The sequence below is a fragment of the Peribacillus sp. NPDC055009 genome, from assembly GCF_053608705.1.
The window spans coordinates 98,646-115,642 of record NZ_JBSGVZ010000007.1 but is presented as its reverse complement, the minus strand read 5'-3'; the positions used below and the strand labels follow the sequence as shown (position 1 = coordinate 115,642).

General features: G+C 39.5%; 16 protein-coding genes. 14 read left to right on the top strand and 2 right to left on the bottom strand.

Annotated features, from left to right (window positions below; all coding sequences use genetic code 11):
- Nucleotides 1–662: 662 nt before the first annotated feature.
- The 3 genes from ACWF5P_RS13020 to ACWF5P_RS13010 are packed head-to-tail and all read left to right on the top strand — an operon-like array spanning nucleotide 663 to nucleotide 2,531.
- Complete coding sequence (locus tag ACWF5P_RS13020; protein ID WP_452444952.1) at nucleotides 663–1,940, top strand: Glu/Leu/Phe/Val family dehydrogenase; 1,278 nt, start codon at nucleotides 663–665, stop codon at nucleotides 1,938–1,940.
- A gap of 34 nt (nucleotides 1,941–1,974) precedes the next feature.
- A complete protein-coding gene (locus ACWF5P_RS13015) occupies nucleotides 1,975–2,265 on the top strand; it encodes an SAV0927 family protein (RefSeq protein ID WP_101222319.1) in 291 nt (96 codons plus the stop codon).
- 17 nt (nucleotides 2,266–2,282) lie between these two features.
- Nucleotides 2,283–2,531, top strand: coding sequence for a hypothetical protein (locus ACWF5P_RS13010; RefSeq protein ID WP_101222318.1), 249 nt, complete (start codon nucleotides 2,283–2,285; stop codon nucleotides 2,529–2,531).
- 76 nt (nucleotides 2,532–2,607) lie between these two features.
- Here the strand turns inward: ACWF5P_RS13010 and ACWF5P_RS13005 are convergent, their stop codons facing one another.
- On the bottom strand, nucleotides 2,608–3,348 hold the full coding sequence (locus ACWF5P_RS13005) for an IclR family transcriptional regulator (RefSeq protein WP_101222317.1): 741 nt from the start codon (nucleotides 3,346–3,348) through the stop codon (nucleotides 2,608–2,610).
- A 176-nt stretch (nucleotides 3,349–3,524) separates the two neighbouring features.
- Here ACWF5P_RS13005 and ACWF5P_RS13000 point away from each other — a divergent pair, with 176 nt between their 5' ends.
- The 10 genes from ACWF5P_RS13000 (at nucleotide 3,525) to ACWF5P_RS12955 (ending at nucleotide 14,618) form a co-directional block, all read left to right on the top strand.
- Complete coding sequence (locus tag ACWF5P_RS13000) at nucleotides 3,525–4,403, top strand: arginine deiminase family protein (RefSeq protein WP_434169691.1); 879 nt, start codon at nucleotides 3,525–3,527, stop codon at nucleotides 4,401–4,403.
- Complete coding sequence (locus ACWF5P_RS12995; RefSeq protein WP_434167266.1) at nucleotides 4,400–6,016, top strand: M20/M25/M40 family metallo-hydrolase; 1,617 nt, start codon at nucleotides 4,400–4,402, stop codon at nucleotides 6,014–6,016. Before ACWF5P_RS13000 ends, ACWF5P_RS12995 begins: the two co-directional genes overlap by 4 nt.
- A 166-nt stretch (nucleotides 6,017–6,182) precedes the next feature.
- The gene (locus tag ACWF5P_RS12990; protein WP_397315844.1) at nucleotides 6,183–7,526 is read left to right on the top strand and encodes a YfcC family protein; all 1,344 of its coding nucleotides are present in this window, start codon (nucleotides 6,183–6,185) and stop codon (nucleotides 7,524–7,526) included.
- 45 nt (nucleotides 7,527–7,571) lie between these two features.
- The gene (locus tag ACWF5P_RS12985; protein ID WP_452444951.1) at nucleotides 7,572–8,750 is read left to right on the top strand and encodes an amidohydrolase; all 1,179 of its coding nucleotides are present in this window, start codon (nucleotides 7,572–7,574) and stop codon (nucleotides 8,748–8,750) included.
- 198 nt (nucleotides 8,751–8,948) lie between these two features.
- Entirely contained in the window at nucleotides 8,949–9,710 is a 762-nt protein-coding gene (locus tag ACWF5P_RS12980) for a dimethylarginine dimethylaminohydrolase family protein (RefSeq protein ID WP_230176892.1), read from the top strand.
- A gap of 51 nt (nucleotides 9,711–9,761) precedes the next feature.
- Nucleotides 9,762–11,177, top strand: a complete 1,416-nt coding sequence (locus ACWF5P_RS12975) for an amino acid permease (protein ID WP_434167265.1) — start codon at nucleotides 9,762–9,764, stop codon at nucleotides 11,175–11,177.
- A gap of 255 nt (nucleotides 11,178–11,432) precedes the next feature.
- Entirely contained in the window at nucleotides 11,433–11,771 is a 339-nt protein-coding gene (locus ACWF5P_RS12970; protein ID WP_434167264.1) for a VOC family protein, read from the top strand.
- A 636-nt stretch (nucleotides 11,772–12,407) separates the two neighbouring features.
- A complete protein-coding gene (locus tag ACWF5P_RS12965; protein ID WP_452444950.1) occupies nucleotides 12,408–13,547 on the top strand; it encodes a YibE/F family protein in 1,140 nt (379 codons plus the stop codon).
- On the top strand, nucleotides 13,544–14,320 hold the full coding sequence (locus tag ACWF5P_RS12960) for a YibE/F family protein (protein WP_434167262.1): 777 nt from the start codon (nucleotides 13,544–13,546) through the stop codon (nucleotides 14,318–14,320). Before ACWF5P_RS12965 ends, ACWF5P_RS12960 begins: the two co-directional genes overlap by 4 nt.
- 169 nt (nucleotides 14,321–14,489) lie before the next feature.
- Nucleotides 14,490–14,618: a hypothetical protein gene (locus tag ACWF5P_RS12955; RefSeq protein ID WP_452444949.1), complete on the top strand. Its 129-nt coding sequence runs from the start codon at nucleotides 14,490–14,492 to the stop codon at nucleotides 14,616–14,618.
- Between the two features lie 69 nt (nucleotides 14,619–14,687).
- On the opposite strand, the gene ACWF5P_RS12950 is transcribed toward ACWF5P_RS12955, so the two are convergent.
- On the bottom strand, nucleotides 14,688–16,523 hold the full coding sequence (locus ACWF5P_RS12950; protein WP_452444948.1) for a sigma 54-interacting transcriptional regulator: 1,836 nt from the start codon (nucleotides 16,521–16,523) through the stop codon (nucleotides 14,688–14,690).
- Nucleotides 16,524–16,691: 168 nt separating this feature from the next.
- Here ACWF5P_RS12950 and ACWF5P_RS12945 point away from each other — a divergent pair, with 168 nt between their 5' ends.
- Nucleotides 16,692–16,922: a hypothetical protein gene (locus tag ACWF5P_RS12945; protein ID WP_063593935.1), complete on the top strand. Its 231-nt coding sequence runs from the start codon at nucleotides 16,692–16,694 to the stop codon at nucleotides 16,920–16,922.
- Nucleotides 16,923–16,997 lie beyond the last annotated feature (75 nt).

Sequence of the window (16,997 nt, the reverse complement as noted above, 5' to 3'; positions counted from 1 at the left end):
TCAGTTTATAGACAAAAAGGTTTCGGAATGGTTTCATTCCGAAACCTTTTTGATTTTTTAATAGGATTTGAAGCAGGTATAGAGAATAGATGACCGCAACCATTTTCGTCCCTTGCCTGTCAGTTGGAAATTTTCTTTAAATTCATGGCAGCTAAAGTAAGCGTCTCCCGGGTCTCGGCTAGCCACTATTCGGCAGGAGTGTCGCAAATTTCTTCAATCCAGCGAGTTTTCATCATATAAAACAGTAAAAATAAATAAAGGATAACCAATGGTTTTGTTTTAAGAATGTGGTAAAAATCGCTTCGATATCCAGTTTGTAAAAAAGGAGTTCTATCTAAATTTTAAAACAAATTTGATAGGAGCGAGTGCCTGGAGGCAATGTTCAAATTGTACAACCCATTAAATGACTGTAGACAAACTCGATGAAAATCGAGTTTGTCTACAATCTGACGCAGCCTAAAAAGGATGCTTTTTTTATGTATTTAATCATTACTGTTTATATATGCAAATCTGAATTGCTTATGAATTAATACATATTTCCTGATGATTGCATGATGATGCTGATGATTGGGAAATGGCGGTATATTGCTATCCACATAATATCCTCAAAGCTGGCATGAAAGTTGCTTAATAAGTTATAAGAATATAAGTGAGGTGCTAAAATGACAGAGAAAATTAAGGTAATTGAAAAACGTCAATTGGATAATCAACTGCAAGAATTCCAGGATATCTTAAAAGAAGCGATTCATGTTTTGAACTATCCAGATCAGGTTTTTGATTTTCTAAAAGCGCCAATGCGTTTTCTGGAAGTCTGTATTCCTATTCAAATGGATAATGGGGAGACAAGGATGTTTCAAGGGTATCGGGCTCAACATAATGATGCAGCCGGTCCAACTAAAGGGGGGATTCGGTTTCACCCGGATGTCACTCCCGAAGAAGTTAAAGCATTGGCCGGGTGGATGAGCTTGAAATGCGGAATAACAGATCTTCCATATGGAGGTGCGAAAGGCGGCATTGTGTGTGATCCCAGACAGATGAGTTCATCTGAGCTTGAAAGATTAAGCAGAGGGTATGTCAGGGCAGTAAGTCAAATAGTGGGACCTACAAAAGATATCCCGGCACCTGATATGTATACGAATTCACAAATCATGGCCTGGATGCTGGATGAATACGATCACATCAGGGAATTCGATTCACCCGGCTTCATTACAGGAAAGCCTCTGAGGTTAGGGGGATCGAAGGGCAGGGAAAAGGCCACTTCCAAAGGAGTATTATACACACTTCAAATGATATGTGATTTAAAGGGGATTCCTATTGAAGGCATGCGGGTAATCATTCAGGGATTCGGTAATGTTGGCAGTCATTTGGCCATGTATTTACATGAAATGGGGGCTAAGGTTGTCGGAATAGCGGATGAGCTTGGAGGTTTATATGATCCGAATGGCCTGGACATTCCTTACCTTTTGGAGAACAGGGACTCGTTTGGGGTCGTTTCGAACTTATACAAAGATTCGTTATCCAATCAAGAATTATTGGAAAAAGAGTGTGATGTGCTGATTCCTGCAGCCATCAGCGGAGTGGTGAATAAAGATAATGCAATACGATTAAAATGTGAAATCCTGATTGAAGCAGCAAATGGTCCGACCACAAAGGAAGCAATCAAGATTCTTGATGATAAAGGTATAGTGCTAGTTCCGGATATTTTGGCGAATTCAGGAGGGGTGATAGTCTCGTATTTTGAATGGTGCCAGAACAACCAAGGCTATTACTGGACGGAAGAGCTTGTGGATGAACGATTGAAGGAAAAGATAACGGCCAGCTTTTTGAATGTCTACCATACTTCACAAAAATATTCCGTGAACATGAAAGTTGCGGCTTATATTGAAGGAATCCGCAAAATAGCTGAAGCATCCCAGCTTCGGGGTTGGATCAGGTTCTGAACGAATTAGGGCTTACAAGAAAGGAGGCAATCCGTTGAATTTTGATATTCTTTCCGAAAATAAAGAAAACCAGGCTATTCATCATTACTGCTTATTGTCACAAGATTATAGATATGATGTGACCATTGTATATTCGGGCCAGTTTTTCGGTAAAGCAATGGTGACTTCCATGCAAAGCGGAAGAATGATCCTGCTTTGTGCCAATGATATTAATTTAGATCAGTACTGGGCTCCGACCCTGGGCATTGAACAAGAAGATATACCTGAGTTCCAAAACTTTCTCAGGTTAGTGTTACAAACCCCATTTCATTTTGAAGAATACTGAAGGAAGGAATGATTTAAATGTACGTTGATGTGATTCTAAGCCCTTGTGAAGGCAGGATTGAAAAAATTTCAATATCCAAAAATTCCAGGTTTTATGAATGGGAACAATTATTTCAGATTAAGAAGGCAGATGGCTGTGTGGAAATCATTGATATTGGTGTCAGCGGAAAGATAGAATCATTAGAGGTATTGGAGGGAGAACCTGTTGTGGCCGGCGAGGTCCTTGCCTATTTCAGGGAAGATTTATTCGTGACCGGCAGCGATTAATATAAAAACGAAAAGAAGATGAAATGATTCATCTTCTTTTTTTGGCTTATCCGATAATCCACCACTGCCCGCTTATTCATTGTCCCCTATACCCCAATTTTGCAGAAACCCGATTGCCAGTTTCCATCACATTCTTAATGAGGAAATCAAGTCTTTCTTCTGTCAGGTTAAAGCTGACAAAACCTATGCTCACCGCACCATGAACTTCCCCAAAATGGTTCAATATCGGCACGGCAACAGAACATGTTCCCTCTGTTCTTTCACTGTGACTGATTCCATGCCCCTTCATTTTAGTCTCTTGCAATATATCCCAAAAAGCTGCTCTTTCTTGAGTTGGCAGAAGAGCATCTACAATTTTTTTCGCTTGTTTATATGGCATATAGGCGAGCATCGCTTTATTGGCTGCCCCAATATGCATAGGAACTCGTGAGCCAAGCTGGTCATAAACCCGGATTTGGCTTTTTTCACTGTCGATTCGTTCGATAACAAGTGATTCCATTCCGATTGGCTGGCTAAGATAGACGCTTTCCTCCACATTGTTCATCAGTCTTTCCAGTTCAGGCCTTATTTGGCTGATGTAATCCATTTTGTCATACATACGTAAACCGTATTCGAGCCAAATATTCCCCAAACCATATTGTTTGGTTTGCCCGTCCTGTTGGATTAACCCATGCGAGGACATCGCTTTTAACAAACGATGCATGGAGCTGACAGGAAGATCACACTCTTGAGAAAGTTCCGTAATTGACAGCCAGTTTTCCGATGAATTGGAAACCAGCACCTTTATAACGTTCATGGCACGGTCGATCGATTGCATAAACAAACCACCTATCTTTCATTCCAAGTTGTATAAAACGTTGATTTATTTGAATATTTAAAACATATTGACATTATACCAAAACTAATTTTATAATAAAAGAAAATATTCCTATTAGCGGAAACGTTTTCCGATATGCGGAAAAGGAGGGAGAGGCAGTGACTTATTGTTCGTCCATGTACAAACCATTGGAACGTGTCATTGTAAAACATCCGAAAGAAGCTTTTATTAGTCAAGAGCATTTAAGCCAAGCATGGCGGAACTTCAACTTTGCGGAAGAGCCAGATTTTAACGAAGCTCTAACCGAGTATGGTGAATTTATTTCCATTTTGGAGAAATATGTTCCAAACATCGATTATTTGCCAGCATCTTCGGTAGTCGGGATTGACTCCTTATATGCGCATGACCCAATCAAATTCACAAGCCAAGGGGCCATTATTTTAAAGTCAGGGAAAGAATTGAGGCAGCCTGAAGCTAATGTATACAAGGAATTTTGCAAGGAAAAGAACATCCCGATTATTGGGTATTTAACGGGTGATGCGGTCGCGGATGGCGGTGATATCATTTGGCTTGATGATAAAACCCTGGTTGTCGGACATGGTTATCGTACAAACGCAGAAGCCATTCGGCAATTAAAGGAAATGACCTCACATCTTGTGGATGAGTTCATCGTAGTTCAGCTGCCGCATGATCAAGGAGAGGGAGAGTGTCTCCATCTAATGTCTTTCATCAGCCTTGTCGACCATGATTTAGCCGTAGTTCATTCCCGCCTTATGCCTGTCTTTTTCAGAAAACTGCTTATTGAACGAGGCATTCAGCTTATCGAAGTGCCGGTTGATGAGTACTTGAACTTGGGCTGTAATGTGCTTGCCATCGCTCCGCGGGTTTGCGTTATATCTTCTGGTAACGCTTACACGAAGCAACAGCTTCTTGATGCCGGAGCAACGGTTTATGAATACAAAGGAACTGAAATCAGTTACAAAGGCACTGGCGGTCCAACTTGTTTAACCTGCCCGGTGGTTCGTACAAATATAGATGAAGGGGGATTGAAATGAGTCAATTACTATGGGGTACTCCAGAAACGCTTCGTGCTTTGTTATGTGAACTTGTTAGTTGGGAAAGCCGTACTCTTACACCAGGGGAGCGAGTGTTCCCTTATAAGGTTCAAGAGAAATTGAGGGAGCTTGAATATTTTAAAAGGAATCCGGCGTACTTATCGCTTCACGAGGCTGATTTAGGGAGGAACTTTGTCAATGCCTTTTATAAACATCCCGATAGCAAGGAGACCGTTGTATTAATCAGCCATTTTGATACGGTTCATACTGAAGAATACGGTGACCTTGAGACTCTTGCATTTCAGCCGGAGGAGCTCACAAAAAAACTTCATGACCGAAAAGATGATCTACCGGAAGAAGCGCGCATTGATCTTGAATCAGGAAAGTACTTGTTTGGTAGAGGAACAATGGATATGAAAATGGGGCTTGCCCTTCATATGGCTATCATCGAAAAGGCAAGCGTTGAAAAATGGCCGATCAATCTCCTGCTGTTAACCGTTCCTGATGAGGAAGTGAATTCTGCGGGAATGAGGGCTGCAGTTAAAGAACTTGTGTCTTTACGTGATAAATATGACCTTTCCTATAAAATGTTTTTTAATAGTGAACCTTCCTTTTCACAGAAGCCGGGCGATAATAGACATTATATTTATTCCGGAACTTTGGGGAAAATCATGCCCGCTGCCCTTTTTTATGGGAAAGAAACTCATGTGGGTGAGCCATTAAAGGGCATAACGGCTAACTATATAGCCTCATTCCTTACGCAGCTCATGGAGTGGAACACTCTTTTTCAGGAAAGTGATCTTGGCGAGGAAACACCTTTACCAGTATCGCTTCAGCAAAAAGATCTGAAACTACAATATTCAACACAGACACCCTATCGTGCAGCAGCGCTATATAATGTGTTCATTATGAAAAGGACAGCTGCAGAAATAATGGATTTATTCGAGCAGGTTGCAAACGAAGCAGCGATAAAATGCAATGAATCTTATAAAGCTCTTTGTCTGCGAGAACATATTGAAGGTGTAGGTGAAGTACAAGTATTGCGCTACGAAAAGTTACTTTCATATGCCGAGGACAAATTTGGCGGCAGTTTTGTTGAGCAAATAAAGAGTGAAGTTAAAGGAAACATGGATTTGGATGAGCGGGAAAAATCATTTAGGATCGCAGAAAAATTGATGATACAATGTCAGGAGCTTTCACCCGCCATCGTATTGCTGTTCGCACCGCCATATTATCCAGCCGTCAATACGTCCGATGATCCGCTTATCATGGAATCTGTGAAATTAATGAAGGAAACTGCTAGATTGCTTGATGAAGAAGTCAGCCAAATTCATTATTTTAATGGCATTTGCGATTTAAGCTATGTTCAATATACTGATGAGTCTGATGGCTGGACGGCTTTTGAAAAAAATACACCGGTCTGGGGCGATACTTACAGCATTCCTTTTGCTGATATGCAAAGGCTTCAGGCACCCGTACTTAATGTGGGGCCGTTCGGCAAGGATGCCCACCAGCGTACTGAGCGCCTTCACATCGATAGTGCCTTCGTCCATACGCCCGTTATGCTGGAGAAGTTAATAAAGAGTATGTTTAAGTGTTTGGTTGAGAAGTGATGGTCCGACAGGAAAACTGGATTAGTAGTATAAAACTTTAACTGGGGGTATTTATATGAATGACCTGCCTAATGGTCAAATCACTTCCGAGCCGCTTAATCAGAATAATAAGCCACTTAACCAACTAACGGAGTTACCGGAAAAAGGGATTAATCCCTTTGTCTTAATGTTTATCGTAATTGTAATCGTGACGGTTTTAACCTATATCTTGCCTGCAGGCCAATATGAAAGAATTGAAAAGGATGGCCGAAGTGTAGTCGATCCAACTTCATTTGAATTCATTGAATCAACACCAGTGGGATTATTGGAAATGTTCAGCAGCATTCACGCAGGGATGATTGAAGGAGCATCAATTATCTTATTCGTCTTTTTGTTTGGTGGGGCATTGGGAATCATGCAGGCAACTGGAGCACTGGATTCTTTCATTAAGTTTGTGGCTGTCCGATTCGGAACAAAAGTGAAATTGCTCATTCCGTTGATGGTATTGATCTTCGCTTCATTAGGGACACTGATCGGATCTGCTGAAGATGCATTAGTTTATATCGCAATCATTGTTCCGATGACGATTGCATTAGGCTTTGATGCACTTACGGGTTTTGCGATCGTCATGCTTGGGACATTGGCGACTGGATTCATTTCGGGCATTACGAACCCTTTTAATGTAGGAGTTGCCCAAAGCATTGCAGAACTGCCCATGTATTCGGGAATGGGATTGCGAATCGCTCTTCTTGCAGTGTTTTATGTCGTTACAGTATTGTACATCTATTTCCATGCAATGAAGGTTAAAAGAAACCCTGAACTGGGGGAGTATGGGAAATTCAGGCGTGAAGATCATGCACATTTTGATAAAAACTTTAGGATAAGTAAAAGACATAGCGCCGCTTTAATTATTTTATTGGTGAATTTCATCCTATTAATATACGGAGTTATTAAATTAGGATGGTATATAAGTGAAATTGGCGGCTTGTTTTTATTAAGCGGGATCATTATGGGCATAATTGGAGGCTTAACTCCATCCAAGATGGCTAATGGTTTTATTTCAGGAGCAGGCGATATGGTTTCTGGGGCATTGATAATAGGAGTTGCGCAGACAATCCTGGTCATCATTACAAGTGGCGGATTGCTGGATACCATTTTATATTATGCTGCAGGATTGGTTGAACAACTTCCTCCCGCCATAAATGCAATCGGAATGTTCATTGTCCAATTATTTCTTAACTTCATTGTTCCATCCGGAAGTGGGCAAGCTGCATTGACGATGCCGATCATGGCTCCATTAGCGGATTTAATGGGTGTGACAAGACAAACGGCAGTATTAGCTTTCCAATTAGGGGATGGGATTTCGAATATGATATTTCCGACTTCTGGAGTGCTATTGGCTGGATTGGCAGTGGCAGGCATATCATTTACCAAATGGGTAAAATGGGTGTTTCCATATCTTCTGATTCAGTTTGCGATAGCGATTATCTTTTTGATCATTGCTCAAAGCATACAGTATGGCCCTTTTTAAAGAACTGAAAAATCTGAATATTGGCACTAAAAGGAGGCGTTTATGATGAAGACAATACAGGAGACGGTTGTGGATGAAGTGATTTCATGGAGACGACATTTTCACGAAAATCCGGAGCTCTCATATCAGGAGCATCAGACTTCTGAATTTATCTACAGGAAATTAAAAACCTTTTCAGGATTGGAAGTGACGAGACCAACCGAAACGAGCGTTTTAGCGGTTCTTAAAGGAACTAAAAAATCTTCCCGAAAATCGAATACCATATCTTTTCGTGCAGATATTGATGCTCTCCCGATTGAAGAGGAAGCAGAAATTAAATTCAAATCAAAAAATCCTGGAGTTATGCATGCATGCGGACATGATGCACATGCTGCGATGTTATTAGGTGCTGCTAAAGTCCTCTCCGGAAAAAAAGATTCGATTGATGGAGAAATCAGGTTTATTTTCCAACATGCAGAAGAGGTACTGCCTGGTGGAGCTCAGGAGTTGGTGAAAAAAGGGGTAATGGAAGGAGTGGATTATGCCTTTGCACTGCATGTTACTCCTTATGAACGAACAGGAACTATATGTTTAAGGGAAGGGGTATTCTGTGCTGCAGCCGATGATTTTGAAATTAAAATCATTGGTCAGGGCGGTCATGCGTCGACTCCGGAATTAACGGTAGATCCGCTGATCATTGGTGCAGAAATTACGACGAATATTCAACATATCGTTTCCAGAAAAATTTCAGCACTTAGGACACCAGTCATTTCAGTCACTCAGTTCCATTCCGGAAGTGCGCTCAATGTCATACCTGAATATGCGGAAATCGGTGGTACCATTCGTTCCTTAGACTCGGATAGCCGAGTGAAAGCAAGGGAGCATCTTGAGCAAATCGTTAAGGGGATTTCGGAAGCGCATGGGGCAAAATGTGAAATTACTTGGTATTTAGGGTATCCAGCTGTGGTAAATGATAAAGCTGCTGTTGATATTTCAAGAACGGTCATGGAAGGTATTTTTGAAGAGAATAACATCATCAAGGTTGATGATCCCATGTTTGGAACAGAAGATTTTTCGGCTTTTTCCGAAATCGTTCCATCTTCCATGCAGTTTCTAGGCGTCCATAATAATGAGTTTGGAAAAGCTTATCCCCTACACCATCCTAAATTTAAAATCGATGAGAAGGCTTTAGGGTACGGTGTAAGCTATTTTGTAGGAATAGCGGATAAATTGTGCAGTCATTAAAATAATTGAGAAAGCATGGGCTAAGAAGAGGCACCCGTTATAGTTTAAGAGAGGAATTTGGTTGTCTCTTCTCTCTATCATTCCTATATTTTTATAATTCCGCTTCAGGAATAAAAGAAACTCCATTTAAAGTACGGCAGGAGCAAAAAGGTATTCCACATTTTAAAAAGATAAACTACCTATTTAGGAGGAAAATATATGTTTAATCACGCGATTGTAAGAAAGATTGGAAAAAGTTTTGTAAATGGCTTAACAACATCGGATTTAGGAAACCCGGATTATGAAAAAGCGCTTATACAACACGAGGCTTATGTAGAAGCATTAAAACGCTGCGGTGTGAAAGTGACCGTTCTCGAATCGGATGAAAGATACCCTGATTCTACGTTTGTAGAAGATACCGCAGTGTTGACCCCAAAATGTGCACTTGTAACCAATCCTGGTGCAGATAGCCGTAATGGTGAAATTATTGAAATGAAAGAAGTTTTGAAGGACTTTTATGAAACAATCGAATATATTCAATCACCAGGTATGCTAGATGGCGGAGATGTAATGCAAGTTGAAAATCACTTCTATGTTGGCCTTTCAACCAGAACGAATGAAGCAGGTGCTCTGCAGTTCAAAGATATCATGGGTAAGTATGGTTATGATACGACCATCATTCCCCTTAAGGAATTCTTTCATTTAAAAACGGGTGTCAATTACCTGGGAGACAATAATTTATTAGTGGCCGGGGAATTCATTAATCACGAGGCTTTTTCTAGCTTTAATCAAATCATCGTAAAAGAGGAAGAAGAATATTCGGGTAACTGCGTCAGAATGAACGACTGCGTTATTGTCCCGAAAGGGTTTGATGGTACAAAGAAAAAAATTGAAGATTTGGGATACACAGTGATTGAAGTGGAGATGACTGAATTTCAAAAACAAGATGGCGGCCTTAGTTGTCTCTCATTGAGGTTCTAAGATGGTTTGGGAGAAGGAATAGGCTAATAGATAAGATAAGGACGTGATTTTATGGGGTATGGACTGGAGAATAATGATCAGCTGCAACGCTCAATGAAAAGACGCCATTTATTTATGCTTTCACTTGGCGGCGTAATTGGTACAGGCCTTTTTTTAAATGCTGGCTATACAATTAACCAAGCGGGGGCAGGAGGAGCCCTGATCGGTTATCTAGCCGGCGGTCTTATTTTGTATATGGTCATGGTCTGCCTTGGCGAGCTAGCCGTTCATATGCCGGTTACAGGTTCATTCCAAAAATATGCTGCCGAATATATTGGGCCTTCCGCTGGTTTCTCTCTAGGATGGATGTATTTCGTAGGCTCAGCAGCAACTGCAGGAGTTGAGTTTACGGCAGCAGGAATATTGATGAAACAATGGTTCCCCCATAGTCCTACCTGGATTTGGTGTGCTGTGTTCATAGTGCTATTATTTACATTGAATGCATTAACGACAAGAGGTTTTGCAGAGGCGGAATATTGGTTCGCTGGAATAAAAATCGTTGCAGTGATTTTGTTTATCTTGATTGGAATCGCTGGCATCTTTGGTTTTGTCTCTTTATCTGATCGTCCAACCCCATTCTTTGAGAATTTGGCACCTTCTGGTCTTTTTCCAGCAGGAGGCATTACAATTATCTTTGTGACAATGATGAATGTGATATTTTCTTATCAAGGCTCAGAACTAATAGGAATAGCGGCAGGGGAAAGTGAAAAACCTGAAGAGAACATCCCTAAAGCCATTCGAAACGTACTAGTTAGAATCATTGTTTTTTACATTTCGTCCATTATCATCCTTTCCGCCATATTCCCTTCTTCGGAATTAGGCTTATTGGAAAGCCCTTTTGTAACTTTAATGAAGATAGCGGGGATACCTTATGCAGCAAGTATCATGAATTTCATTATTTTGACAGCCATTCTTTCTGTAGGGAATTCATGTCTGTATGCTTCCACGCGTTTGCTTTGGTCGATGGCCCATGATGGAATGGCACCTAAGATGTTTGGTCTATTGTCCAAAAGGAAAGTGCCATTGAATGCCCTTCTTTTTACGATATGCTTTTCGCTTCTATCGTTATTGACCAGCTTCATTGCGGCGGATACTGTGTTCGTGATACTAATGTCCATAGCTGGAATTTCCGTCACGATTTCTTGGATGGGAATTGCTTTATCGCAATATATGTTTAGAAGGAAGTTTATAAAAGCGGGTGGTAAAACGGAAGATTTACAATACATAGTACCATTTTACCCATTTGTCCCGTTATTCTGTTTAGGCTTTTGTTTACTGATTCTAGTATTCCTTGCCTTTGACCCTACTCAACGAGTTGGACTGTTTTATGGAATAGGATTTTTGGTAGCCTGTATATTATTCTATAAATTTAAATTGGCTAAGAAAGTAGAGTCAAACACTAACTTTGAAAATGAAAAAATATTGTAATTGAGTTGACCGAAGGCTAGCCAGTTTTTACTGGCTGGCCTTTTTTTAATCTTGTAATTGCGGTAACTTGGATGATTATTTACAGAATCGGAAAGATGATACTGTCATTTTCACTAAAAAGAAGGAATACCTTACAAAATAGGGAGGGAGAAATAACAAGTCCGATTACAAAGTGACTAACAACATCACAACGATCCAGTGGAAAATTAACTTTTTTACCGAGAGAAAACAATAATACCAAAATTGGGGGAAGTAATGAAAATCAATCATTTAAATTTAACTGTTAATGATGTTATAGCTTCACGTGAGTTTTTAGAAACATATTTTGGACTAACATGTGCAGGAAGTCGAGGAGATGGGTTCGCTGCAATGAAAGATGATGATGGCTCCATATTGACTCTAATGAAAGGAAGCGATGTACAATACCCCAAGACATTTCATGTTGGATTCATACAAGAAAATGAAGAACAAGTTAACAGGATCAATAAGCGGTTGAAAGATGATGGATACAAGGTAAAACTCCCACAACACTTACACAGATATACTTTCTACGTAGAAGCGCCCGGAGGATTTAATGTTGAAGTACTATGTTAAATTGGAGAAAAAACGCAGTTCTGTGAGGTACGGTGAACCGTATTACAAGTTAAGCATTTAACAACTGAAGTATTCAATGTTTTTCAGCATCAGGCTCATTATAAGAAGCCCAATTCCTCAATTTAAATGGTGAGAAATTGGGCTTTTTATATTGGTATTTTCCTTAACGATGTAAATCTGCATTTTCCTGACGCTACGCCTAAAAGTGACAATAAATTATTAAATATTTAGATATAGACCTCGCTAGAATATTTAATTTGATAATACACAAAGCGGTGGTTTGTAAATATGTAAGGAAAACAAAGGGTAGACAACAAAAGAGTTAAGACAAAACATCTCTGGTAAAATTCTATGTCCATTAATGCGTGAATGGGTTTTGAGTCAGCGGATTGTTACTGGTAAGGGTGTCTTCATGATCCGCAATGTGATCTCTGCTTGTTTTTCCTGAGATGTCACCTCAATCTCTTCTTAGCGTTTTACCTGGGGAGGCGTAAAGGAGGTAGATCGGACGTTGTTCGCATACTAAATCTATTCATGATAAGATAAATAAATCAAATACTAGTAAGGCGGGGTGGAGTCAGTCAATTCTGGCTACTCCCTGCTTTTTTTGCCCACCCGATATTTGGAGGTTTTATTTTGAATGTTATCGTAAATAAATTTAAAAAAATGGGTTACAAGCATGTTTCTTTGTACGCCGTCATAGCACTTTGTTTTGTCGCTTCTATTTTCTTTGTTCATCACAATTATTCATTCTATGAACTTCCAATAGCCAAAGTCATCAAAACAAATCTGGAAAATACAACTGAATTGAATGATATGTATCAAAATGAAGATCGACTATTTACCCAGAGTATAATAGCCGAAATACAAAATGGAGAAGAAAAAGGAAAACTTATTCATTTAAAGAATGAATATTCCTCATCCGGAGCTTATGATCAAGAATATCGAGTTGGAAATGATTTATTTGTTTCGATTGATACAAAGACAGAAGAAAATTCAGAGTTAACTGGAACCATAAAAGACGTAAAGCGTGATAAATTTGTGTTGATTGTAGCATGGGTTTTTATCTTTACATTACTTATTGTTGGAAAAAAGCAAGGCCTGTTTTCAATTATAAGTTTGGCAGTCAATGCCATATTGTTGTCATATGCATTAGATTTTTATTTGAATTCATCAGACATTGGTTTGGTATTGATATGCAGTATAAGTATCATTCTATTTACGGTCTTTTCCCTTTTACTCGTTAACGGTTTTAATGAAAAAACATATGCAGCTATTATTGCGACACTGTTAGGGACTTTTTTATCGCTGTTCATTACTTATCTTGTTATGTGGGTAACTTCCGAAAATGGCCTTCGATATGAAGAGATGCAATTTATCACTCGTCCTTATAAAATGGTGTTTATGGCAGGGTTATTTATCGGATCTTTAGGAGCCGTAATGGATATAGCCATTACCATGTCTTCTTCGATTTTTGGGTTGTATGAAAAGAATAACCACATATCAGTAAAAGCACTTAAAACTTCAGGATTAGAGATTGGAAAAGACATTATGGGAACCATGACAAATATTTTGTTTTTTGCCTATATAAGTGGCTCAATACCTATGATTATTTTGTATTTGAAAAATGCTTCTGCATTGGGATTTACCCTTTCCATGAACCTTACATTGGAATTAGCCCGTGCCCTAGCTGGTGGTATTGGAATCGTGTTAACTATTCCGATAGGTCTATATGTCTCTATTTTTTTCATTAATCGAAAGAGGGAAAGACAATGAATGTATTATTGTTGCTAGCGTTTGTACTATTAATATTGATGGTCTTGATTGGCGGAAAAAAAGGGGCACGTTCATTTTTTGCTTTATTCCTAAACTTTGGTGTGTTACTTTTTACCATCATTTTTATGACAAATCCAAATAATGATCCGTATATCGTAACATTGATTGCATGTACGGTGATTAGTTATATTAATTTATTTTTTATTAACGAAGTGAACAGTACAACAAAAACGGCATTCATTTCTACTATTATCACGATTGTTATAGTACTCTTTTTTATTGTCATTGTGACGGAAAATGCGATGATACAAGGTTTCGGTGAAGAAGAAATAGAAGAGCTTAGCATCTTTTCCCTTTATATTGGAGTAGATTTTGTTAAAATTGGAGCTTCAGTGATTATTATGAGTACTATTGGCGCGATTATCGATACAGCCATGGCCATTTCATCTCCCATGCGAGAAATGTTTCTTCACCATCCATCCATTAGTAAGAAAGATTTATTCGCATTTGGATTAAGTATTGGAAGGGATATCTTAGGTACATCTACGAATACACTATTTTTTGCTTTCTTTGGAGGCTATTTGGCACTGCTTATATGGTTTAAAGATTTATCCTATTCTGTTGGGGAAATCGTAAACTCAAAAATATTTAGTGCTGAAATGATCACTATATTTTGTGCTGGAACAGGTGTAGCCCTGATAATTCCTATTACTGCCTTGATTACTGCTTATTTTTTGGTGAAAAATAGAGAAAATAAAGAGAAAGTTATATAGGTTTCATGGCAATAAGGCTTATGAGCACTCATTTGTATAATAGGAATAAGTCATTGGGTTGTTCCATTAAATCATTGAATGAGTATCCATATGCTCTGCCAAATCCTCTTAACAGTTTATATTTAGTGGAAGAACAACATATAAAATTGCCTATATAGGGGTGGTCAATTTGGGAAAACCAGTTAGACCGAAAAATGGGTGGCGTTACTGCCATTTTAATTCCTCCATAACGTTCATGATGTATATGGTAATAATGAAAAAGCTGACTGCAGAAGCCCGTTCTAGATGGCTCCTGTAATCAGCTTTTCTTTTTTTACCCTAGTATTCAGTTGGTCTAATAGACTCACCGCATGACTGCATTCCGAAATCAAACATGTATATTGAGTTGCTTACGGAGACGCTGCATTTCCGAATTGAAATAGGCTTTGCTGTAATCACATCCGACAATACCTACGATAGTGCCATCATCATCAATGATTGGCGCAAAGCTTGTTTTCCACTCACCGTACCTGTCTTCGTATATGGGAGTAACACCCGCTTTACCATTAAACGCCTGGTAAGCGACATTAACCATTTCCGGGGGACCCATATATTCTTCCCCCGGTTCAATTACAAAGCCCTTGTCGGCAACGAGGTGAATCAGACGTCCATCATCCGTCATGATAAATATAAAGACCCATTCAATTACGCCTTCCTTTTCTTGAATCATGGTAAGTTTTTGTTTTAATTTCTGGGAATAGGAATTTTGCCGGTTCATATTTTTTTGTAGACTGATTACCTCCTCAGCTGGAATGATAGCTGCGGTTACAACAGCTATGGATCGAAGCCGCTGGTTTATTTGTTCTTCTAAAATGGCCCGTTTATCCACTGGTGAAAAGCTTGCCTCTTCAATTTTATTACGTAATTTTTTATATTTCCTGCTCATCGTCGGCTGGCTGACTTCCAATACTTTTGCCGCTAGTTTTAATGATTTGTATTGTTCCATCGCCATATTGATCAGCTGTTCTTCCACAAGGTCGACTGCTTCCTGCAAAGGCATTAGAAAATCGATGACAGGTAGAGAAGTGGGTTTGTTGGGTCCTTTAAAAGGAAGCACCTCTCTAACCAACGCAACATCCACTTCCGGTATTCCGCTAGTAATCACAAGCCTTTCAACTGTATTTTCAAGCTCGCGCACGTTGCCGGGCCATTGATAGATACATAGCAAGTCGATTGCATCCGGTGTGAAAGCTACCTTTCGATTGTATAGTGTATTGTACTTTTGTAAAAAAAACTGAACCAGGTGAGGGATTTCATCTACACGATTCCTAAGCGGCGGAAGATGGATAGGCACGACATGAAGACGATAATATAAGTCTTCTCGGAATTCTCCTTTTTTTACCATTTTTTCGAGCGATTTATTAGTTGCGGCAATCACCTGAATGTCAACAGGGTGTGAGGCCGTGCTCCCAATTGGCGTGACAATGCGCTCCTGAAGGACGCGAAGCAGTTTCACCTGAACATTAAGCGGTAATTCGCCCACTTCATCCAAGAATAAGATACCTTTATGGGCAAGTGTGAATTTTCCCTTGGCGCCGTCTTTCCGAGCGCTGGTAAAAGCCCCTTCTACATATCCGAACAGTTCGCTTTCAATCAGGTTTTCCGGGATGGCGCCGCAATTGACAGGTATAAATGGCCCGTCACTTCTATTACCCATATTATGTATGGCCCTGGCTGCTATTTCCTTTCCTACACCGGATTCCCCCAATAATAGGACTGTTGCGCTGACATCACAAACCATTTGCATTTTATGCAGAACATCAAGCATCGGTTTACTGCGGATCACAAATGGAAAAGATGGCTTCTTCGATTCCAATAAAGGCCCCGATTGCCCCCTTGATGTATCTGGATAAGAATCTATGAGTTCTTTGTAAGCCCAGACCCATGCCCCGGATTCAATCGGGTATGCAGTCATCAGCAGCTCTGGCCCCTGCCATGAAGACTGCATGAAGGATCTTTTTTCATTTTTGCCCATTATCTCTTCTGCAAAGTTTGTAGCAAATAAATCTTGTTCAACATCCTTGATGGAACCTCCGACATTGGCGGATTTGATTGTATGGAATAAGGTATTCCCTGTTCCGGTCGATTTCAGTATTGTGCCATTTTTATCTGTCACAATAAGCTGATCGTAAATAGACAAGAGTGCAGAGGTGAAGTGATCCATTTATGTCTACCTGCCTTTCATTTAACTTCCTAGTTTTATATTACAGAAATTTCACAATTGTTCAATAGTTTCAAAAATGAATATTCTTCCTTTTGAAAACCCTGTTAGCATAGTGTTTTCTGATTGGCATGGTTATTGCAATAAAGTAAAGAGAAGGGACCAGAAAGCATGATTGCAAAGGAGGGAGAAGCGATTTTGAATAAAGAGAATCAGTTTCAACAGAATATCAATTCAGAAGATCCCTTTATTAAAAATCTATATTCAGATTTGAATGAGCGGATCAATGCGTATGAGCAGGAAGAAGCCGTGAAAATCGACAAAATGAAATGGAGTGATGCGGCAGGTTCTATTTTTTTCATGATTTTAATCATCGCTTACCTAATCTATTCACTTGTCTAATGTAGTTGTTTCGATCACCCAGAACTATATCAGCCTTATTCCAAGTAATACAATCACTATTCTATAGTTGGGAGA